We start from the raw sequence: 18,509 nt of genomic DNA on the forward strand, positions 1-18,509 counted from the left end.
GAGGTTAAGGGCGGGCGACGGCTTGCGGCGCCCGCCGCAGGTCAGGCCTTGGTCAGAACCGCTGACTGAGCGAGATGCCGAAGTCGAGCTTGTCGAAGTCGTAGAACTCGACATTCGACTTCGACTGGGTGTAGGCCACCGAGAACTCGGGCACGAAGCGCCCGAACCTCAGCTTGGAATGGCGCAGTGACAGGCCCGCCGTGGTCTTGCGGTCGTGCCGGGGTACCCCGAAAACCGGAAAGTCACCCTCGTAGCGCGCGTCCGTGTATCCGAGCGAAAAGGCGGTGGACAGGCCGCCCGTCCAGCTTTTCTCCAACCCGAGCTTCAGGCCGATGTCGCGGTGATTGAGATGCGCGCGCCCGGTCCGTTCGATCTTGAACGGCACCCCTGCGGTCACGGCGAGCTTCGGCGAGACGGTCCAGCGCATCGTGGCCGAGCCCTCCAGCAGGTGGCCATCAAGGAAATCCTGTCCGGGGTAGTCCTGCTTGAAGTAGCTGAGCCCGCCGCCGACCTGCAACCCGTCGCGCAGCAGGTACTCTCCGGCGGCCGCAAGGCCAAGGCGCTTGCGGTATCCATCGCCGTTGCGCCAAGTGTAGTCGGCCTGCGGTCCGAAGCTCAGCCGATGGCGCGCGCCATGCGTGGAAAAGTCCAGGCGTGTGGCCAGAACGGTTTCGTCCGGGATCAGGTCGGTGTCGTAGCGCAGGACATCGAGGCTGCCGAACAGGGTCGCCTCGGTCCTCGGCGACAACCGCCAGCGGTTCCACGCCGTCGCGCCGATCGAAACCCCGATCGCGCGCGTCGCGCGCGAAGCTGGGTCGATGACGAAGGGAAGGCCGCCGATGTCCACGGTCTCGGTCTCGGTCCCGCCGTTCGCGTTGGACGAGGGCAGGATCGCGAAGCGCGTGGTGATGCCGCGCTTCTTCGCGCGCCCCTGGGTCGCAAGGAAACCCTGCAACTGGGCGCGCAGCGCCGGGTCCTGGGTCGTCGCCAGAAGCGTTTCGGCGTGAAAGAGCGCGCCCTCCGTCTGACCTGTCGCCGCCAGCAGCACGGCCAGTTCGCGGCGGGCCGGCTCGAAGTCGGGGGCCACGTCCAGGATGTCGCGCAGGAGCTTCGCCGCCTTGTCGGGATAGCCCTCGCGGATGAGGATCAGCGCCTCCAGAAAGGCGAAATGCAGCGCGGCGTCCCGCCGCCCGCCGACCTGGGCGAGCAGCAGCTTGTGTGCCTCTTCGTAGTCGCCTGCGGCCACAAGCGGATAGACCCCCTGCCCCGAGGCAGGAGAGGTAAGGAGCGCGAGCGCCATCGCGGCACCGGCAACGCCCCTGCGAATGGAGCTAAGAATGGACATTGTCTTCCCCAAGCCTTGATGTAACGGACCGCGGTTTCCCGGCCGGCCCCTGTTCCCAAGCCGATTGTCCGACAGGTTGTGCGCGGGCGCGGCTTGGGTCACGCCCGCGCCGGGAATGGATCCTGGATACCGGGGTATCCGGGACATCCGCCCCCGAACCGATGGGCTCAGTTGCCCCAGAAGAACCCGACGCCAGAGAACGGATCCGTCCCGGTGCCGTCGGCGCCCGTGATCGTCAATGTTCCCGCCACCTCTTCGGCATTCGGCCCGTAGAACCGCCCGCTATAGGTGCCGGAGGTGTCCGCCGAGAGGTCGAGCGAGGTCCTGAGATCGGCATCCGGCGTCAGCGTGCCGTCGAAGCTGTTGCCGACGATGTCGGTCTCATCCATCGAAATACTGCCCAGGGTGGGGTCGAAGGACGACCCGCCCGCCGGGCGCGTCTCGATGTTGTAGATCGACCCGGCGATGGTTGCGGCCCCGAAATCCGCCGTCATCTCCATGTCGCCCCGTACCTGCGTCCGTGCCGTCGAGAAGTCGGGGTCGCCGTCGTTCGGTAAGGCCATGATCCGTGCCCTGCCGTTGTAGGTGGCGGTGGGCAGCGATCCGATATCCGAGGGGCGCGTTTCGGTGCCGACGACGGCGAAACCGTACTGGTCGGGCTGCGTGCCGCTGTTGATGTAGTAGTCCCAGATGTCGGCGTAATGCGGATCGTTGGGATCGAGTGCTTCGTCCAGCGTGCGGCGCCAGTTCGACAGCCAAATGTCGCTTCCACCCGGCTTGGCATTATAGCCATAAATCTGCATATCGCTTGGCTCGACATAGCGGTCGCCAGGCGCGAAGGCATACTCGACCCCGTCGACAACCATGGTGAGCTCGCCGTCGGCGTTCTTCTTCAGTTCGAACGTCGAATCGGCCAGCCCCGCGGTGTGGGTATCGAAGTTCAGGGCCATGCCAGCGACGGCCCCCTTCTGGGCGACAAGCGTCTTGCCATCCTCAAGCGCCTTTCCGGCGGTGCCGGCATCGACCGAATAGACGCTGGTGCTGCGCGAGGTCGACCCGGAACTGCACGCGGCGAGCGCGGCCGCCATGGCGGTGCAAGTCAGGACAAGTGTTCTACGTTTCATTTCATTTCCCCTTTTGATGAGAGGCCCAAGCGGGCAGTGATGTTGCGACCGGAAGGTCCGGCCGCGGGACGGGTCGCAGGGCAGCGCAATTCTTTGGTGATGCAATCGCCGGTGGATCGGACCCGGTCACCCGAGAGGGTTTCCCAAGCCTGGGACCGTCGCCGCCCTGCGGGTCGCCCGGACCTAGTTGCCGATGAACACACCGACACCGTTCACCGACAGTCCGGTCGATTCCTGCGTGCCGGTCAGCGTCAGGATGCCGGCCACCTCCTCTGCGCTCGGCCCATAGAACTTGCCGTCATAGGTGCCGGTCGTATCGGCAGAGAGGTCGAGCGAAGTCTGTAGATCGGCGTCCGGCGTCAGCGATCCCGCATAGCCGTTGCCCGAGATCGCGGTGCTGTCCATGGCCACCGACCCCGCGATGGGATCCCAGGTAGCCGCGCCCGGCGCGCGATACCCCATGTTGGTGATCTGGCCGGAAATCGTGCCCGCGCCGAAATCGGCCGTCATCTCCAGATCACCGTTCACGCGCTTCATGCTGGTGTCCCAGTCCACGTAGCCTTCGGCCTCGGTCATGTTGATCTGTGCATAACCGTTGTAGGTGGCCGTCGGCAGGCTGCCGAGCGCGTCGGGCCTGGTCTCGGTCCCGACGATGGCCTGCCCCCAGGTGTTGGGCTCGGTCCCGTCCCAGACGTAATAGCCCCAGACCTGGGCATACTGGTCTTTTGTGGTGTCGAGCGCGTCGTCGATTGAGCCCCTGTAGTAAAAGAGATTGGTGTAGTGATCGGCCTCATCGACGACATAGCCGTCGCCGCTGGGGTCCCGGTCGGCGATGGTGAAGGCGTATTCCTTGCCGTTCACCATCATCGTCAGTTCGCCATCCGCATTCTTGACCAGCTCGAACGTGGCATCGCCGATCGACGTCTCGCCGGTGGCGTGATTGAGCCGCAAGGTCTTGGCACCGTTCGTCTGAGCCACCAGCGTCTTGCCGTCGGCAAGCGCCTGGGCGGCATTGCCGGCGTCCGCGGCGAAGATGCTTGTGCTTTTGGTGGTGGAAGACCCCGAACTGCACGCCGCAAGCGCGGCGGCCATGGCGGTCAAGCCCAGGTGTGTCATATTGCGCGTCATGTCGTTCTCCCCCGTGACAGGCCCAAGCGGGCGATCGCGTCCGTGACCGGCATCCCGGTCGGGGGAAGCATTTCGCATGCAGCGCAATTCTATCGTGAATCCGTCACGGGGCCTGGTCGGGGCGCGCGCCCTACAGAAGATCCCGGAGCCGGGTGCGCGCCAGCAATCCGGCATTGCGCATCGCCGCGACCGGATAGGCGGGGTCGTTCAGCATCTGGTCCAGAGAGAAATCGTCCTCCAACCGGGTCAGACGCTCCAGCGCGGTCGTTGCGGCGTCAAGTGCGCCTTTCTCAGCCGAAAGCGCGGCCAGGTAGCGCAAAGGCGGCCGGAAATCGGGGGCCAGCACAGATGCCGACCGGGCCGCCTTCAGGGCCGAATCAAGGTCGCCGGTCACGACGGAGGTCAGGCAAAGACCCATGTCCCAGAAGTGGCGGATCGGAGAGCGTGCTGCCAGCCGCGAGGCGGTCAGCTGATGCTGATGCGCTTCGCGCGCGCGCCCTTCCATCAACCGCGCGATCGAGAGGCAGTCCCACGCGAAGGGATTGGCCGGGTTCAGCGCGAGGCTGCGTTCCGCAAGCTCCAACCCCGAGCTCACGTCGTTTTCCAGGAACACCATCGCGTTTGCCGCCGAGGCGAGCACCATCGCATTCCAGGGCTCGAGTTCGAGCGCCGTGCGCATGAGGCCCGCGAATTCGTGGAGGTCGAAGGCGTCGGGCGGGGCGTGCCGTTCCAACCGCTGGATCACCCGAAGCTGGATCTTCCAGGCGAGGAAGATGCCGCGCGGGTGCAACGCGAAGGCATGATCGAGCAGCGCGTCGGCCGAAACAAGGTCGGGCGCATTCATCGAGAAGATCTTGCGCAACGCGATGCGGCCGAGCATCGCCGCCTCGGTCGCGTGCCCCTCGCTGCCGATCCGGATGGCCAGGGCATCCGCGACGGCCTCGATCGCGCCGCTGACCAGCGCCAGGATCTGCTCGTCATCGATCGGTGGGGCGCCTCGGACGCGCGCCACATGCCGACCCGACCACAGGGCGCGCCGCCGTCGGCCTTCCTCGACGGAAATGCGCAGGCCCAGACTGCCCTCGCCCGCCGCATAGGCCTGGACCTGCACGACAACCTGGCGTTCGGTGGGTGTCGCCGGGGGCGCGCGATAGACATCGGCGACCAGCGCGGAAGAGATGTAGCGCTCCAGACAGTCGATGATCAGGGATTCGAAGAGCGATTCCGTGCCCTCCGCGCGCGTCGTGGCCACAAGGTAGACCGGGCGCGGCGCATCGTGGCGCACCACATCCGGGGTCAGGGCGTTTTGCGCTTGGCTGGCCTTGGCGCGGCGCGTCCGTTCGGTGCGCAACCAATCCTCGAACTCCGGGTCGCGCACATCCATGCCTTCCAGGAACTCGGCTCCTGTCCCAGGGTTCGCATCGTGGATGTTGACCCGCCCCGCGATCAGGCCGATCCGGCTTCTGCTGACCGAGAGCGCAGATGCCGCCGGGCCAAGTTCGCGGCGCATCTGGCTCAACGCCTGGCGCAGGCTCGCGGTCGCTTGGTCGCGGCCACGATCGCTCCACAGTTTGTCCTGAACCCAGGCGCGGGTATGTTCCAGGTTCGGCTGGCTGGCGAGAAGGGCGAGCAATGCGCAGGCCTTGGCGCTTCGCGGAGTCAGTTGCTGCCCTTCTCGCGTTTCGACGCGAAAGGGGCCGAACAAATGGATCTCAAGAATTTCGCCGTCCGCGTCTTTGCTCAACCCAAGCCTCTCAAGCAAGAGCGTCACGAGTCCGATGCCTTGTGTTTAGGCTAGCGCAAATTTTTCGTAATTTCCACGGGTTTGAGACCTTTGGCATTGACCGCCGGGGCAGTGAAGGCGCCAAATTGAGCCGCCGATATGACTTGGGAGGGGCATATGAGCGAGTTTGGCAGATCAGGGCGTTCCGGGCGCTCCGGCCGTTCGGGAAGATCGGGAAGATCCGGGCGCTCCGGTGGAACGGGGTCGGACGAGCGCTTCGATCATGCGGGGGGTGAGGCCTCTCCGATCTTGCAGGCGGCACTGACTGCGACGCATGACGGTATCTCAGGCCATTGGAAGGCCCCCAAAGCGCCCTGGGCGAACCCCGATCTGGGAACGGATGACGCAGATATTTCCTATCTGCGTTCTTCGACCCGCGCCTTGATGCTGGATCATGAACTGCACTCATCGATTCTGGTTGGCGGCCACCTGGGTCAGGCCAAGGTCGTCGCCAAGACTCCGTCGTCACGTCTGCTTTTGACGATCAACCGGCCGAGCGTGTCGGATTTCACGACCCAGATGGACTGGTTGCGCGCCTACGCGGACTTGCGGGACGACCGTTTGTCCGAGATCCATGTGCAGATGGAGGACATCCTGTCCTTCTTTGGCGCGATCGCGTTTCTGGACGGAGACCGCCGTCGCCACACACTCGAATTTCTGGAAGCGGTCGTCCGTTTTGCGATCCATGTCGAGATGAAGGTGAAACATCTGTGCCGTTCCAAGCGGCCTGTCGACTACTCGGCCCAGTTGCAGCCCGTGATCCAGACGCCTGATCATTCCAGCTTTCCCAGCGGGCATTCGACCGAGGCCTTCGCCGTCGCGACGGTGTTGCACCGCCTGATGCCCGCGACGGACCCGAAAGCGGCAGAGAACGGCCCGAAGAAAGGTGTGGGTGACCGTGCGCAGCTCTTCCGGCTCGCGCATCGGATCGCGTCGAACCGCACGGTCGCCGGCGTCCATTTTCCCGCCGATTCAGCCGCCGGCGCGCTGCTCGGATGCGCGATCGGAGAGCATGTTTTCGGCATGGCCACCGGCGCCCGACCCAAGCGGGCCGTCACCTTCATGGTCGGGGACAAGGCAATGTTCAAGCCGACCGAAGATTTCAGCCTCGACTGGCTCAAAAGGCAATTGCCGCCGGATCGCCGCCTCCCGCCACCGCCCGCTTCGTCGCAGTCTATATTGCAGCGATTCTGGGCCCTTTGCGAAGCCGAGTGGGCCTAGGCGGAACTGACCGACCTGATCGGGTGCGGCGGCGCTGACACGGCGGAAAGCGGCCGTCCGGGCCTGCCGTCGCCTTGACGCCGGGCGCCGAATTCGGGCCAACTGGACCCGGACCGGGTGGCTGCACGAGCGCCGGGCCGCGATTGATGTGACGCCTCCATTACCGAGTTCTGGAATCGTGCGTTCCGTCGGACTTCGAAAGGAAGAACTGCGATGCTGACCAGGGTCCCCCTCGCCGCCGCCGCCCTTCTTGCCGCATGGCCCGCCTGGGCGCGCGATGTGGCTCTTGTGATCGGGAACGAGAATTACCGCCGCGCGCCCGATATCTCCTCTGCCGAGGATGTCGCGGACGCGGGCGCGGCGCTGGAGGCGGCCGGGTTCACGCTGCATGAGGGGCGCGATCTTGACGCCGCGGGCCTCCGCCGCGTGCTTGCGGAGTTTCACGCCGATGCCGGGGATGCCGACCGTCTGGTGATCCTGGCGGCGGGGCATTTCGCCCATGCGGGCGCGCAGGGCTGGCTTCTGGGAACCGAGGCGGACAAACCCGCACTTGGTTCGGCCGATGCGATGGGCTTGCCGGTTGCCACGCTTCTGGCCATCGCCGCCGAACGCCCCGGCGCCGCCATCGTGCTTCTGGGGACGGAACCGCAGCCCATGGCCCTTGGCCGCAGGCTGGAGGGCGGACTTGGCGCCGAACCGGCGCCCCAGGGTGTGACGGTCATCACAGGGGACGCGGGCACGCTGGCCGAATACGTCACCGACGTTCTGACCCAGCCGGGTCAGTCACAGGCGGCCCTCGCCGCGCAGGCGGAGGGCCTGAGCGTGACGGGGTTCCTGGGCGATGGCGCCCCCTTCCTGCCGCTGCCCGATATGGCCCGGACGGAAACCGGCACCGGTGAACAGGCCGCTTGGGACGTGGTGCGCAAGCTCGACACGATCCCGGCCTACGAAGGATTCCTGCGCCAGTATCCCTCCGGCCTGCACGCCGCCGAGGCGCGCGCCGCGATCGATGCGATCAAGGCCCAGCCGCTCTTGCAAGCCCAAAAGACCGAGGAGGCGCTGGGCCTCAGCCGTGACCAGCGGCGCGAGATCCAGCGCAACCTGAGCCTTCTGGACGTCGATCCGCGCGGGATCGACGGGCTTTTCGGCCCCGGGTCGCGCCGGGCGATCGCCGCCTGGCAGAAGGCAAACCGGATTGAGGCGACGGGATATCTGGATGCCGACCAGCTCACCCGGCTTCAGGCGCAGGCCGACCGCCGCGCGGCCGAGCTTGAGGCCGAGGCGCGCGCGCGGCAGGCCGAACTGGAACGTCAGGACCGGCTTTACTGGGATCAGACCGGCGCGGCGGGCGACGAGGCGGGGCTGCGCGCCTATCTGAAGCGCTACCCGGACGGGCTGTTCGCCGAGCTTGCGCAAGAGCGGCTCGCAATCTTCGAGGAAGAGCGCCGCCGCGCGGCTGAGGGCGCGGACCGGCAGGCATGGGATCAGGCCGCCGCCGCCGACACCGCCGAGGCCTACCGCGACTATCTGCGCGCCTTCCCGAACGGCGTCTTCGCCGAGGACGCAAAGGCCGCGCTTGAGGCGACGGAGTCGGCCAACGCGTCGGAGGCCGAGCGCGCCCAGGCCGAAGCCGCGGAAAACGCGCTGGGGCTGAACGCCTTCTTCCGCCAGGCCATTGAGAAGCGGCTGGCGAGCCTGGGCCTGAAGCCCGGCCGCGTGGACGGAACCTTCGACGAGGACACTCGCCGCGCGATCCGCCGCTACCAGGAAGCGCGCGGCATGGAGGTCACGGGCTACCTGACCCAAGCCGCCGTGGTCCGGTTGCTGGCCGAGGGTTTGTGATCGGTTGGCCGGGGCGCGGTGCCCCGGCCACCCCCTCATTCCCCACCCGAAAGCTTCATCAGCATGATGCCCGCGACGATCAGCAGCGCCGCCGCGACCCGCGTCAGGGTCAGCGCCTCGCCCATGAAGACGGCACCCGCCAGGAAGGCCCCCGCCGCGCCGATCCCGGTCCAGACCGCATAGGCCGTCCCGAGCGGCAGCGACCGCATCGCCATCGACAGCAGCGCGACGCTGGCGATCATCGCGACAAAGGTCAGGATCGTCGGGCCGAGGACGGTGAAGCCTGCCGACTTCTTCATCGCGAAGGCCCAAAGCACTTCGAGGACGCCGGCTACGAGAAGATAGGTCCATGCCATGATATGTTCCGTGGACTATGCCGGGTCGTCCCGGCCAACCTGCCTGAATTCGGGGCCGTCCCCAGACCGGAACCCTATGGGGGTGACCGAACCGCTGCAAGCCCCATCAGGGGCCTCCGGTGCAGGCCCGATCAAAGCAAAAGGCCCGGCCAAAGCGAAAGGGCCACCGGTTTCCCGACGGCCCTTCAAGCCTTGCCCTCAACAGGCGGCGCAGCTTAGCCCTGACGGGCCTTGTAGCGCTTCTGCGTCTTGTTGATCACGTAGACGCGGCCCTTGCGGCGCACGACCTGACAATCGCGATGCCGGCTCTTGAGCGAGCGGAGCGAGTTCCGGACCTTCATCGGCCTTCTCCCAATATGGCGCGTCTGCGCCGGCGAAAACGAATGCCCCCGCATTTCTGCCGGGGGCGGTGATGGTGGGCGCGACAGGGATCGAACCTGTGGCCACTACGATGTCAACGTAGTGCTCTACCGCTGAGCTACGCGCCCGTCCGACTGCGTCACCACCCCTATCCGGAAACCCGGTTCGCGGGCGGCACCGCTTCGGTCCCGGGGTCTATAGAAGGAGTCGCGGGGCCTTTCAAGGGGTTTCGACACATTGCGATTTGGCTTTATAGTCGTGTCAATGCGCAGGAGAGGACATGACGCCCGGACCCTACCGACTGACCCTTCCCGACCGGCGCACGACCAGCGTGGTCTTCGCCTCTCCGCACAGCGGCAGCTATTACCCGAAGGAGTTCCTGGGCCGGTCGGTCTTGGGCGAAAAGGCGATCCGCAGTTCCGAGGATGCCTTTGTCGATAGGCTTCTCGATCCCGTCCCGGGCTTTGGCGCGCCGCTTCTGACCGCCGTTGCGCCGCGGGCCTTCGTCGATCTGAACCGGGCCGCGGACGAGCTTGACCCGGCGCTGATCGAGGGGTTTCGCGCCCCCGCGCACAATCCGCGCGTCGCCTCGGGGCTGGGGGTGGTGCCCCGCGTCGTATCGGGGGGGCGGGCGATCTATGCCGGAAAGCTGCCGCTGCATGAGGTCAAGGCGCGCATCTCGGACTGGTGGCACCCCTACCATGACCGCCTTCAGATCCTGATGGACGAATCACGGCTGCGCTTCGGGCAGGCGATCCTGATCGACATGCATTCCATGCCGCACGAGGCGCTCGATGCCGTCACCGTGCCCGGGCGCCTGCGCCCGGAGGTGGTCCTGGGCGATCGTTACGGCACCTCCGCCTCCGCCGCGATCATGGAGGCCGTGGACGCGGCCTTTGCCCGCGCCGGGCTGCGCACCGTGCGCAACATGCCCTTCGCGGGCGCCTATATCGCGCAGGCCTATGGCCGCCCGGCCCGCGCCCAGCATGTCGTCCAGATCGAGATCGACCGGTCGCTTTACATGAACGAAGCCGAGGTGCGGCCGAACGGGAATTTCACGGGCTTCCAGCGGATCCTCTCGGGCGTCCTGTCCGAGATCGCCATGATCGGGCGGGCCGAGGATCGGCTTGCCGCAGAATGATCAGCGCAGGGCGCGGCCCTTGACGATCGCGTCCTTCCCGAACTTCGCGCGGATCGCGTCGGTGGCCTTTTCGGCGCCCGCGCGGCGGGCGGCCTGCGGGTCCAGGAGGTCTCCGGTCAGGTCCGCAGCCCTGTCGTCCGACAGATCCGAGATGCCGACGCCGATCAGGCGGAAGGGGCCCGGCTCCTTCACCTGCGCCATCAGCTCCGCTGCCTGGTGGTAGATGCGGTCGGCCGTCTGCGTGGGTTCGCGCAGGGTGTGGCGCCGGGTGATGGCGGTGAAATCGGCGCGCTTCAGCTTCAGCGTCACGGTGCGCCCCGCCAAGTCCTTGGCCTTGGCGCGGTCCGCGACCCGTTCTGCCAGGCGCCAGATGTGGCCGTCCAGCAGGTCGCGGTCCGCGGTATCCTCGTCGAAGGTTGTCTCGGCTGAAATCGAGCGCATCGGCTCATTCGGGTTCACGCGGCGGAAATCCTCGCCCCGCGCCAGATGCCAGAGCCGGTCGCCGATCGATCCGAACCGTGCCGTCAGGTCCTTGCGGTCCCAGCGCATGAGGTCGTCGAAGGTACGGATGCCGGCGGCCTCCAGCGTGGTCTGGGTCGCAAGGCCGACGCCCCAGATCATCCGCACCGGCTTGCCCTTCAGGAACGCGGCCGTATCGGCACGTCCGATCACCGAAAACCCGCGCGGCTTGTCGAGGTCCGAGGCGATCTTGGCCAGGAACTTGTTGTGCGACAGACCAATGGAACCGGTCAGGCCCAGCTCCGTCTCCATCCGCTTCAAAAGCCGGGCCAGCGTGACGGCGGGGGGCGCATGATGAAGCCGCACTGTCCCTGTCAGGTCAAGGAAGGCCTCGTCCAGCGACAGGGGCTCGATCACCGGGGTCAACTCGTCCATCAGCGCCCGGATCTGCCGCGACACGGCGGCGTAATGTGCACCCCGCGGCTTGACCACCACTGCCTCGGGGCAAAGCTTCAGCGCCTGGAACATCGGCATGGCCGAGCGCACGCCCTTGATGCGGGCAAGATAGCAGCAGGTCGAGACCACGCCCCGATGCGCGCCCCCGACGATCACTGGCTTGTCGCGCAGGTCCGGGTTGTCGCGCTTTTCGACCGAGGCGTAGAAGGCGTCGCAATCCATGTGGGCGATGGACAGCTCGAAAAGCTCTGGGTGCGACAGAACGCGCGGACTGCGGCACGCGGGGCAGCGCGTGCCGGCGTCAAACGGGGTAAGGCATTCGCGGCATAGGGCGGGCATGGGCCGAGATTATCGCAAGCGGGGCGGGGCCCCAAGGGGAACCCTGCACCGCCGATGTCGGGTTTCGCCTATGAACCCCCGGTGCGTCCGCACAAGAAAACGCCAGATCAGAGCGGCACGAAGGCCCCACTGGCCGGGTCGTATTGTTCCAGCCCGCCCGCGCCAATATCGGTCCAGAGACCGTGCAGCGACAGCTCTTCGGCCTCCACAGCCGAGCGCACGAAGGGGAAGGTCATGAGGTTTTCGAGGCTGATCAGCACGGCCTCCTTTTCCAGCGCGCGCAGGCGCTGATCCTCGGGCCGGTCCTTCACGCGGTCGAAGCCGGGGCGCAGCAGGTCCATCCAGCGGCCGACGAAGCTCGACTTCTCCTCAAGCTCGGGCGCCTGTCCGGTGCACATGTCGTGGCAGCCCTTGACGCCGCCGCAGAGCGAATGGCCGACGATGATGATATGCGCGACCTTCAGCGTGTTGACGGCATATTCCACCGTCGCGGAGGTGCCGTGGTGTTCGCCGTCCGGGTTGTAGGGCGGCACCAGGTTCGCGATGTTGCGGTGGATGAAGAACTCCCCCGAATCCGCACCGAAGATCGAGGTGACATGCACCCGGCTGTCGCAGCAGGAGATCACCATGGCGCGCGGGCGCTGGCCTTCGTCCGCCAGCCTGCGGTACCAGGCGCGGTTTTCCGTCCAGGTCGTGGCCTTCCAGCCATGATAGCGGTGGACGAGGTAGGAGGGCAGCGGCCGGACGTGTTGCATGGGGTCGCCTCGCGTTGTTGCAGCGCCTACATATAGGCTGGATCATTCGAATTCGAGATGTTTTGCGCGCCGTATCAAGGTTTTCTTGACAATGCGGACCTAAGACCTCCCCATCCGCAGGGGTGCGGCAAGGAGGGTGAAAGGGTGGCAGAACTTGCCAGGTTGCGCCATGACGAAGGCATTCGGCTTGATCCGGATGCGCTCGCGGCGATCTATGCCCGCATGGGCGAAGGCGGTGCCGAAAAGCTGATCAGCCGTGCGATGGAGGATCTTGCGCGCCGGATGCAGGACCTTCGCGCCTGCATGGCCGAGGGGCGCAGCGCGCAGTTCGTGCGCTCGGCGCGCATGCTGACCCAGCTTGGCGCGCAGGTGGGAATGACGAGTGTCGCGCGGGTCGCGGGCGACCTGATCCGCGTGACCGAGGCCGGGGACGCCGCCGGGCAGGCGGCGGTTCTGGCGCGGCTTGAGCGGATCGGCGAGCGGTCGCTGACCGCGGTCTGGGATCTGCACGACATGACGGTCTGAGGGGCTTGCGGCGGCCGGGCAAGAGGCTAGGCTGGCGCCATCACCCTTTCAGGACCTGCCATGACCTCGACCCTTGCCGCGCCCGGCGCCGCCGCCTTGCCCCTTCACCTGGTCGAAGAGGGCGGGCTGACCGCGATCTCCGCCACGCTGAGCGCGGGGCAGGCCAATTGGGCCGCCGCCAACGGTTTCACCGGCGCCTTGGGCCAGCTGTGCGTCCTGCCGGGGGCGGAGGGGCACCCTTCTGGCGCGCTTCTGGGCATGGGCACTGAGGCAAAGCGGCGGCGCGGACGCTTCCATGTCGCCCGGGCTGCGGCGGGCCTGCCCGAAGGCGATTGGGCCATCGCCACCCACATGACCCCCGCCGAGGCGGAGGCGGCGGCCCTGGGCTGGAACCTCGCCGCCTACCGTTTCTCCCGCTACAAGGCCGACAAACCGCAGAAGGCCCGGCTTGTCCTGCCCGCGGGCGTGGACGGTGCGCGCATCGACGCCATCGTCGCCGGTGAATGCCTGACGCGTGACCTGATCAACACCCCCGCCTCCGACATGGGGCCGGAGGAGCTTGAGGCGGCCTTCCTGCATCTGGCCTCCGAATTCGGGGCCGAGGCGCGCGTGATCCGGGGCGACGAGCTGCTGTCGGAAAACTTTCCGCTGATCCACGCGGTGGGGCGCGCCTCGTCCCGGGCGCCACGGCTACTGGACCTGCGCTGGGGGGCCGAGGGGCCGTCGCTGACGCTGGTCGGCAAGGGCGTCTGCTTCGATACCGGCGGGCTCGACATCAAGCCGGCCTCCTCGATGGGGCTGATGAAGAAGGACATGGGCGGGGCGGCGGCGGTCCTGGGGCTGGCGCGCATGATCATGGCGCTGCGGCTTCGGCTGCGCTTGCGGGTCCTGGTTCCGGCGGTCGAAAATGCCGTCGGCGGCAACGCCTTCCGTCCGCAGGATGTACTGCACAGCCGCAAGGGGTTGACGGTCGAGGTCAACAACACCGACGCCGAGGGGCGGCTGGTGCTTGCCGATGCGCTGGCGCTGGCCGATGCGGACCGGCCGGACCTGCTCATCTCCATGGCGACGCTGACGGGGGCGGCCCGGGTGGCGGTGGGCCCCGACCTCGCCCCCTTCTACTGTGATGACGACCGGGTGGCCGACGCGCTGGCCGAGGCGGGCCAGGCGGTGTCCGACCCGCTGTGGCGGATGCCCTTCTGGGACCCCTATGAGCCGCTGATCGAACCCGCGATCGCGGATCTGGACAATGCGCCCGCGGGCGGCATGGCCGGGTCGATCACGGCGGCGCTGTTTCTGCGCCGCTTCGTGACCGAAACCCCGCGCTATGTGCATTTCGACATATACGGCTGGCAGCCCACGGCGGCCCCCGCCCGGCCGAAGGGGGGCGTGGGGCAGGGCGCACGCGCGGTGCTGGACGCGCTGCCCGGGGTGCTCGGCCTGTGAGCGACCGTCGCCTGACCCCCGCCAATGGCCGCGTGGCCCATGTCTCGCTCAGCGGGCAGGTGGCGGCGGATGCCTTCGTGACGGGGAAGCCCGCGCGCGTCGTCGCACCGCTCGCCGACCTGCTGGCGGCCCCCGGCGGCGCGCGCGACCGCCAGCTTCTGTTCGGCGACACGGTGCTGGAGCTTGAGCGACAGGCGGGCTTTGCCTTCGTCCGCTCCGACAAGGACGGCTATTGCGGCTACGTCGCGGCACAGGCGCTGGGGGCGCCGCTGACTGCCACGCACTGGGTCGCGGTGCCCGCCACGCATCTTTACCGTGCCGCCGACATCAAGACGAAGGAGGCCGCGCTCCTGTCGCTCGGCGCCAGGGTTGCGGTCGCGGAAACGGGGGGCCGGTTCGCGCGCACGAACGAGGGCGACCATGTGATCGCCCGCCACCTGCGGCCCCTGGGTAACTGGGCGGAGGACCCGGCGGCGATCGCAGAGCTGTTCCTGGGCACGCCCTATCTCTGGGGCGGCAACAGCCGTTCGGGGATCGACTGTTCGGGGCTTGCGCAGGCGGCGCTGCTGGCCTGCGGCATCCCCTGTCCGGGTGACAGCGACCTTCAGGCGGCGACCGTCGGCACGGACAGCGCCCCCACGGGTCCCTTCCGGCGCAACGACCTTCTGTTCTGGAAGGGCCATGTCGCCATTGCGCTGGGGCCCGAACGGATGATCCACGCGACCGGGCACTACATGGCGGTGGTGATCGAGGGTATCGCCGAGGCCATCGGCCGGATCGAGGCGCAGGGCGGCGGGCCGGTCACGCGCGCCAAGCGGATCGCGCTGGGGCAGTCTGGCTAATCCACCGGGCGAATCAGCTTACGCTCCAGCACCCGCAGCACGGTCGGCAGGTCTTGCCCGCGCTTGAGGATCTGGCCGTCCATGCCGACGACCGAATACATCCCCTGACGCGCGCGCAGTTTCGGGCGCTTCTCGATCCGGTACAGCGGAAACTCCGCCGCTCGGCGGAAGACCGAGAACACCGCCATGTCGCGCAGGAAGGACATCGCGTAATCGCGCCATTCTCCCGCCGCGACCATCCGGCCGTAAAGCGCCAGGATCGCGGACAACTCAACCCTGTCGAACGCGACCTGGTCGGGCACGGGCTGCGGGGGGGTGAACTGGGTCGGCGGCTGGACCGTCATACCCTGAATCTTAGCCTCGGCGGGCCGCAAATCAAGCCTGACGCGCGATCGAGCCTATCGCACCGCGGGCATCAGCGCGTCCCGCATCCGGCAGTCACGCTGGGCGTCGAGCCCGCAGGGCCGCGGTTCGAGGTCGCGGGTCAGGCAGATCCGCGCCTCCTCGATCATGCCCTGCTTGCAGGTAATGATGATCGCGTTGCGGTCAAGGTCCGGGTTTGCCTCGATGAAGGCATCTTCGACGACCGAGGCGGGCAGGGTCACGTCGCGGTCCAGATCCTCCAATACTGCGGGCAAAGCGATGCTTTCGTAGGCGCGTCGCGACAGCTCGAAATAGGCATCGGCATCCAGGCCCGAGCAGGTGCCGTGCTTGCGCCATTCATGGCGGACAAGTCCGAGCGAGCCCATGATATCGGTCATCAACGCGGCGTCGGCCCGGCCCGGATCGCGCCCGCCGCTGTGGCACCAGCTTGGCCAGCCGAAGTCGTACTGCGGCCAGAGCCCGTGCAGGGTGAAGCCCCGGTCCGCGCCGCTCCGGCATTCCAGCGCCTGGCGTTCGTCGCCTTCCCGCGCGCACCAGCCGGGCGACCAGCTGAGCGACAGGATATAGTAATCGAAGTCGCCCGCGCGTTCCCCCTCGGCGCCGGCAGGCGGAGGCACGAGAATGAGGGTGGCGAGCAGGGCGGCGATCAGGCGCATTTTCTCTTCCCTTGGCGGTCCGGGACGACTATATAGCCCGTTGACTTCCCCGAAAACGTGGAATGGCGGACCGAAAGGCCGCAGCCGTTTTCCCGGCGCGGGAAAGATTTGTCCGGCCCCTGACGCGGCCAAGCATAGGAGAGATCCGATGACGAAACCCCTGATGGCCAAGGCGACCGCCGTCTGGCTGGTTGACAACACCACGATCAGCTTCAAGCAGATCGCCGATTTCTGCGGCCTGCATGAGCTTGAAGTGCAGGGCATTGCCGACGGCGACGTGGCTGCCGGCGTGAAGGGCTTCGACCCGGTCGCCAACAACCAGCTCGACGCCTCCGAGATCGAGAAGGCGGAGAAGAGCCCGCTCCACAAGCTGAAGCTGAAGTTCAATGCTGCAGCACTGGGCGAGGAAAAGCGCCGTGGCCCGCGCTACACGCCGCTGTCCAAGCGTCAGGACCGTCCGGCCGCGATCCTCTGGCTGGTGAAGTTCCACCCGGAACTGACCGATGCCCAGATCGGCAAGCTGGTCGGCACCACGAAGCCCACCATCGCCTCGATCCGCGAGCGGACCCACTGGAACATCCAGAACATCACCCCCATCGACCCGGTCGCGCTGGGCCTGTGCCGTCAGTCGGAACTTGACTCGGCCGTGCAGAAGGCGGCGAAGAAGCGCGCCGCCGAGGGCGCCGTGATGAGTGATGATGAACGCCGCAAGCTCGTCTCGACCGAGCAGTCGCTGGGCATGTCCACCGAACCGCGGATGCCCTCGAACATCGCGGGGCTCGAAAACTTCTCGCTTTCCAAGCCCGAGGAGGAAGAGGAGAGATCGGCGCGCGACTATTCGGATGCCGAGAGCTTCTTCAACCTGCCGCATGGCGACGACGACGAAGACGACAACTGATCGCGAAACCCCGGCCAGGCGCCGGGGTTTTCGTTTTCGGGCCGGGGCGCTACCCTCAGCGCCGGCGGGCTGACGGAGGGCGCGATGCGGCGGCTGGTGTTCGGGATCATGGCAGCGGGTCTGGGCGCGGCGAGCGCACAGGCGCAGACCGCGGTGGAACGCGTCCTGGCCGAGGCGCGCGCGGAGTGTGAAAGCTTCGAGGGCGGCGCGTTCGACCCCGGCAATGCCGTAAGCGCCGTCGACCTGACCGGCGACGGCACCGCTGACAGTCTCGTCGATGAGGGCACCTTTTCCTGCACCAGTGCCGCATCGCTTTATTGCGGGACCGGCGGCTGCATGCTGCACGCCGTCGTGGGCGATACGGTGACAAGCTGGCAGGCCACCGGCTGGCAGGTGATCGACTGGGGCCAGTCGCGGATCGTGCTGATCGGGCGGGACGGCGGCTGGTGCGGCGGCATCGGGGCCGAGACCTGTTTCGAGGCGCTGACCTGGAGTGACGGTCGCTTCCTGACCGTGATGCCGACAGCACCGGCACCGACCGCCACCGCGCCCTATTCCACCGACGATTACGATGCGACGACGCTTCTGCCCTGTTCGCTGGGCGAGCCCACGCAGGATCAGTCCTGCCCTGCGGGCATCCTGCGCGGCGCGCCGGGGGTGGCCACGATCCGCATTACTGCCCCGGACGGGGCCGAGCGCGTGCTTGAGTTCTCCGAAGGCGCGATCGCGTCGCCGGGCACGGACGAACTGACCTGGGCCAAGGATGGCGACACCTGGTATGTCGGGATCGGCGGGCGGGAATATTACATCGTGCCCGAAGCAGCGGTCTTCGGCGGCTGAGCGCGGCTACTGGACGGCCTTGCGCGCCCGCAGCGCCGCCTGGATCGTGCCGTCGTCGAGGTAATCGAGTTCGCCCCCGATCGGCACACCCTGGGCGAGCGAGGTGACGGCGACCCCGGTCCCTTCCAGCGCCTCGGCGATGTAATGGGCGGTGGTCTGGCCATCGACGGTCGCATTCAGCGCCAGGATGACCTCGCGCACGCCCTCGTCGCGGGTGCGTGCAACCAGGGCAGGGATGCGCAATTCCTCCGGCCCCACGGCATCGAGCGCCGAGAGCGTGCCGCCGAGGACATGATAGCGGCCACGGAAGGCCTGTCCCCGCTCCATCGCCCAAAGGTCGGCCACGTCCTCGACCACGCAGATCTCTCCGGTGGCGCGGCGCGGGTCGCGGCAGATGTCGCAAAGATCGGCGGTACCGATATTGCCGCAGGCGGCGCATTCCCGCGCGGTCGTCGCGACCTCTGCCATGGCGCGGGCGAGCGGTGCCATGACCTGCCCGCGCTTCTTGATCAGATGCAGGACCGCGCGCCGGGCCGAGCGCGGCCCAAGGCCCGGGAGCCGGGCCATCAACTCGATCAGCGCCTCGATGTCGCGGGGGCCCTCCGACAC

General features: G+C 67.4%; 19 protein-coding genes and 1 tRNA gene. 8 read left to right on the forward strand and 12 right to left on the reverse strand.

All coding sequences use genetic code 11. The features are described from left to right. Positions 1 to 52: 52 nt before the first annotated feature. From OE647_RS04280 to OE647_RS04295, 4 genes are all read right to left on the reverse strand, one after another. Positions 53 to 1,345: a surface lipoprotein assembly modifier gene (locus tag OE647_RS04280; RefSeq protein WP_263720425.1), complete on the reverse strand. Its 1,293-nt coding sequence runs from the start codon at positions 1,343 to 1,345 to the stop codon at positions 53 to 55. A gap of 167 nt (positions 1,346 to 1,512) precedes the next feature. Next, positions 1,513 to 2,469, reverse strand: a complete 957-nt coding sequence (locus OE647_RS04285; RefSeq protein WP_263720426.1) for a transferrin-binding protein-like solute binding protein — start codon at positions 2,467 to 2,469, stop codon at positions 1,513 to 1,515. Between the two features lie 183 nt (positions 2,470 to 2,652). Then, positions 2,653 to 3,597: a transferrin-binding protein-like solute binding protein gene (locus OE647_RS04290; RefSeq protein ID WP_263720427.1), complete on the reverse strand. Its 945-nt coding sequence runs from the start codon at positions 3,595 to 3,597 to the stop codon at positions 2,653 to 2,655. 130 nt (positions 3,598 to 3,727) lie between these two features. Next, entirely contained in the window at positions 3,728 to 5,230 is a 1,503-nt protein-coding gene (locus OE647_RS04295; RefSeq protein WP_263720428.1) for a hypothetical protein, read from the reverse strand. A gap of 267 nt (positions 5,231 to 5,497) precedes the next feature. On the opposite strand from OE647_RS04295, the gene OE647_RS04300 reads away from it, so the two are divergent. Both OE647_RS04300 and OE647_RS04305 read left to right on the forward strand, forming a co-directional pair. After that, the gene (locus OE647_RS04300; RefSeq protein ID WP_263720429.1) at positions 5,498 to 6,601 is read left to right on the forward strand and encodes a phosphatase PAP2 family protein; all 1,104 of its coding nucleotides are present in this window, start codon (positions 5,498 to 5,500) and stop codon (positions 6,599 to 6,601) included. Between the two features lie 213 nt (positions 6,602 to 6,814). Further along, positions 6,815 to 8,443 (forward strand): peptidoglycan-binding domain-containing protein, encoded by a 1,629-nt coding sequence (locus OE647_RS04305; protein WP_263720430.1) that lies wholly within the window; start codon positions 6,815 to 6,817, stop codon positions 8,441 to 8,443. A 35-nt stretch (positions 8,444 to 8,478) separates the two neighbouring features. On the opposite strand, the gene OE647_RS04310 is transcribed toward OE647_RS04305, so the two are convergent. The 3 genes from OE647_RS04310 to OE647_RS04320 all read right to left on the reverse strand — a co-directional run bounded on the left by OE647_RS04310 (position 8,479) and on the right by OE647_RS04320 (position 9,287). After that, on the reverse strand, positions 8,479 to 8,799 hold the full coding sequence (locus tag OE647_RS04310; protein WP_263720431.1) for a DMT family transporter: 321 nt from the start codon (positions 8,797 to 8,799) through the stop codon (positions 8,479 to 8,481). Between the two features lie 215 nt (positions 8,800 to 9,014). Continuing rightward, positions 9,015 to 9,140, reverse strand: coding sequence for a type B 50S ribosomal protein L36 (gene ykgO, locus OE647_RS04315; RefSeq protein ID WP_263720432.1), 126 nt, complete (start codon positions 9,138 to 9,140; stop codon positions 9,015 to 9,017). A 72-nt stretch (positions 9,141 to 9,212) separates the two neighbouring features. After that, positions 9,213 to 9,287, reverse strand: a tRNA-Val gene (locus OE647_RS04320). 152 nt (positions 9,288 to 9,439) lie between these two features. Between OE647_RS04320 and OE647_RS04325 the strand changes: the two genes are divergently transcribed. Next, the gene (locus OE647_RS04325) at positions 9,440 to 10,300 is read left to right on the forward strand and encodes an N-formylglutamate amidohydrolase (RefSeq protein ID WP_263720433.1); all 861 of its coding nucleotides are present in this window, start codon (positions 9,440 to 9,442) and stop codon (positions 10,298 to 10,300) included. On the opposite strand, the gene OE647_RS04330 is transcribed toward OE647_RS04325, so the two are convergent. Together OE647_RS04330 and OE647_RS04335 are read right to left on the reverse strand one after the other, a co-directional pair. Then, the gene (locus tag OE647_RS04330) at positions 10,301 to 11,554 is read right to left on the reverse strand and encodes a DNA polymerase IV (RefSeq protein WP_263720434.1); all 1,254 of its coding nucleotides are present in this window, start codon (positions 11,552 to 11,554) and stop codon (positions 10,301 to 10,303) included. It lies immediately after the preceding gene. A gap of 107 nt (positions 11,555 to 11,661) precedes the next feature. Continuing rightward, complete coding sequence (locus tag OE647_RS04335) at positions 11,662 to 12,309, reverse strand: carbonic anhydrase (protein ID WP_263720435.1); 648 nt, start codon at positions 12,307 to 12,309, stop codon at positions 11,662 to 11,664. Positions 12,310 to 12,453: 144 nt separating this feature from the next. Here OE647_RS04335 and OE647_RS04340 point away from each other — a divergent pair, with 144 nt between their 5' ends. The 3 genes from OE647_RS04340 to OE647_RS04350 are packed head-to-tail and all read left to right on the forward strand — an operon-like array spanning position 12,454 to position 15,122. Then, positions 12,454 to 12,834 (forward strand): hypothetical protein, encoded by a 381-nt coding sequence (locus OE647_RS04340; protein WP_263720436.1) that lies wholly within the window; start codon positions 12,454 to 12,456, stop codon positions 12,832 to 12,834. 60 nt (positions 12,835 to 12,894) lie between these two features. Continuing rightward, on the forward strand, positions 12,895 to 14,280 hold the full coding sequence (locus tag OE647_RS04345) for a leucyl aminopeptidase family protein (RefSeq protein WP_263720437.1): 1,386 nt from the start codon (positions 12,895 to 12,897) through the stop codon (positions 14,278 to 14,280). Next, the gene (locus OE647_RS04350) at positions 14,277 to 15,122 is read left to right on the forward strand and encodes a C40 family peptidase (RefSeq protein WP_263720438.1); all 846 of its coding nucleotides are present in this window, start codon (positions 14,277 to 14,279) and stop codon (positions 15,120 to 15,122) included. The genes OE647_RS04345 and OE647_RS04350 overlap by 4 nt, the downstream gene beginning before the upstream one ends. Here the strand turns inward: OE647_RS04350 and OE647_RS04355 are convergent. Both OE647_RS04355 and OE647_RS04360 read right to left on the reverse strand, forming a co-directional pair. Beyond that, positions 15,119 to 15,466 (reverse strand): DUF2794 domain-containing protein, encoded by a 348-nt coding sequence (locus OE647_RS04355; protein ID WP_263720439.1) that lies wholly within the window; start codon positions 15,464 to 15,466, stop codon positions 15,119 to 15,121. The two genes, OE647_RS04350 and OE647_RS04355, sit on opposite strands and share 4 nt — an antisense overlap. Before the next feature lie 54 nt (positions 15,467 to 15,520). After that, the gene (locus tag OE647_RS04360; protein ID WP_263720440.1) at positions 15,521 to 16,162 is read right to left on the reverse strand and encodes a ribonuclease T2; all 642 of its coding nucleotides are present in this window, start codon (positions 16,160 to 16,162) and stop codon (positions 15,521 to 15,523) included. Between the two features lie 148 nt (positions 16,163 to 16,310). On the opposite strand from OE647_RS04360, the gene OE647_RS04365 reads away from it, so the two are divergent. Further along, entirely contained in the window at positions 16,311 to 17,060 is a 750-nt protein-coding gene (locus OE647_RS04365; RefSeq protein ID WP_263720441.1) for a DUF1013 domain-containing protein, read from the forward strand. An 84-nt stretch (positions 17,061 to 17,144) separates the two neighbouring features. Beyond that, positions 17,145 to 17,900, forward strand: a complete 756-nt coding sequence (locus OE647_RS04370) for a hypothetical protein (RefSeq protein WP_263720442.1) — start codon at positions 17,145 to 17,147, stop codon at positions 17,898 to 17,900. Positions 17,901 to 17,906: 6 nt separating this feature from the next. On the opposite strand, the gene recR is transcribed toward OE647_RS04370, so the two are convergent. Continuing rightward, positions 17,907 to 18,509 carry a recombination mediator RecR gene (gene recR / locus OE647_RS04375; RefSeq protein WP_263720443.1) on the reverse strand — a complete coding sequence of 201 codons (603 nt, stop codon included), beginning with the start codon at positions 18,507 to 18,509 and terminating at the stop codon, positions 17,907 to 17,909.

Origin of the sequence: Albidovulum sediminicola, assembly GCF_025751575.1 — a bacterium.
Lineage (GTDB): Bacteria > Pseudomonadota > Alphaproteobacteria > Rhodobacterales > Rhodobacteraceae > Albidovulum > Albidovulum sediminicola.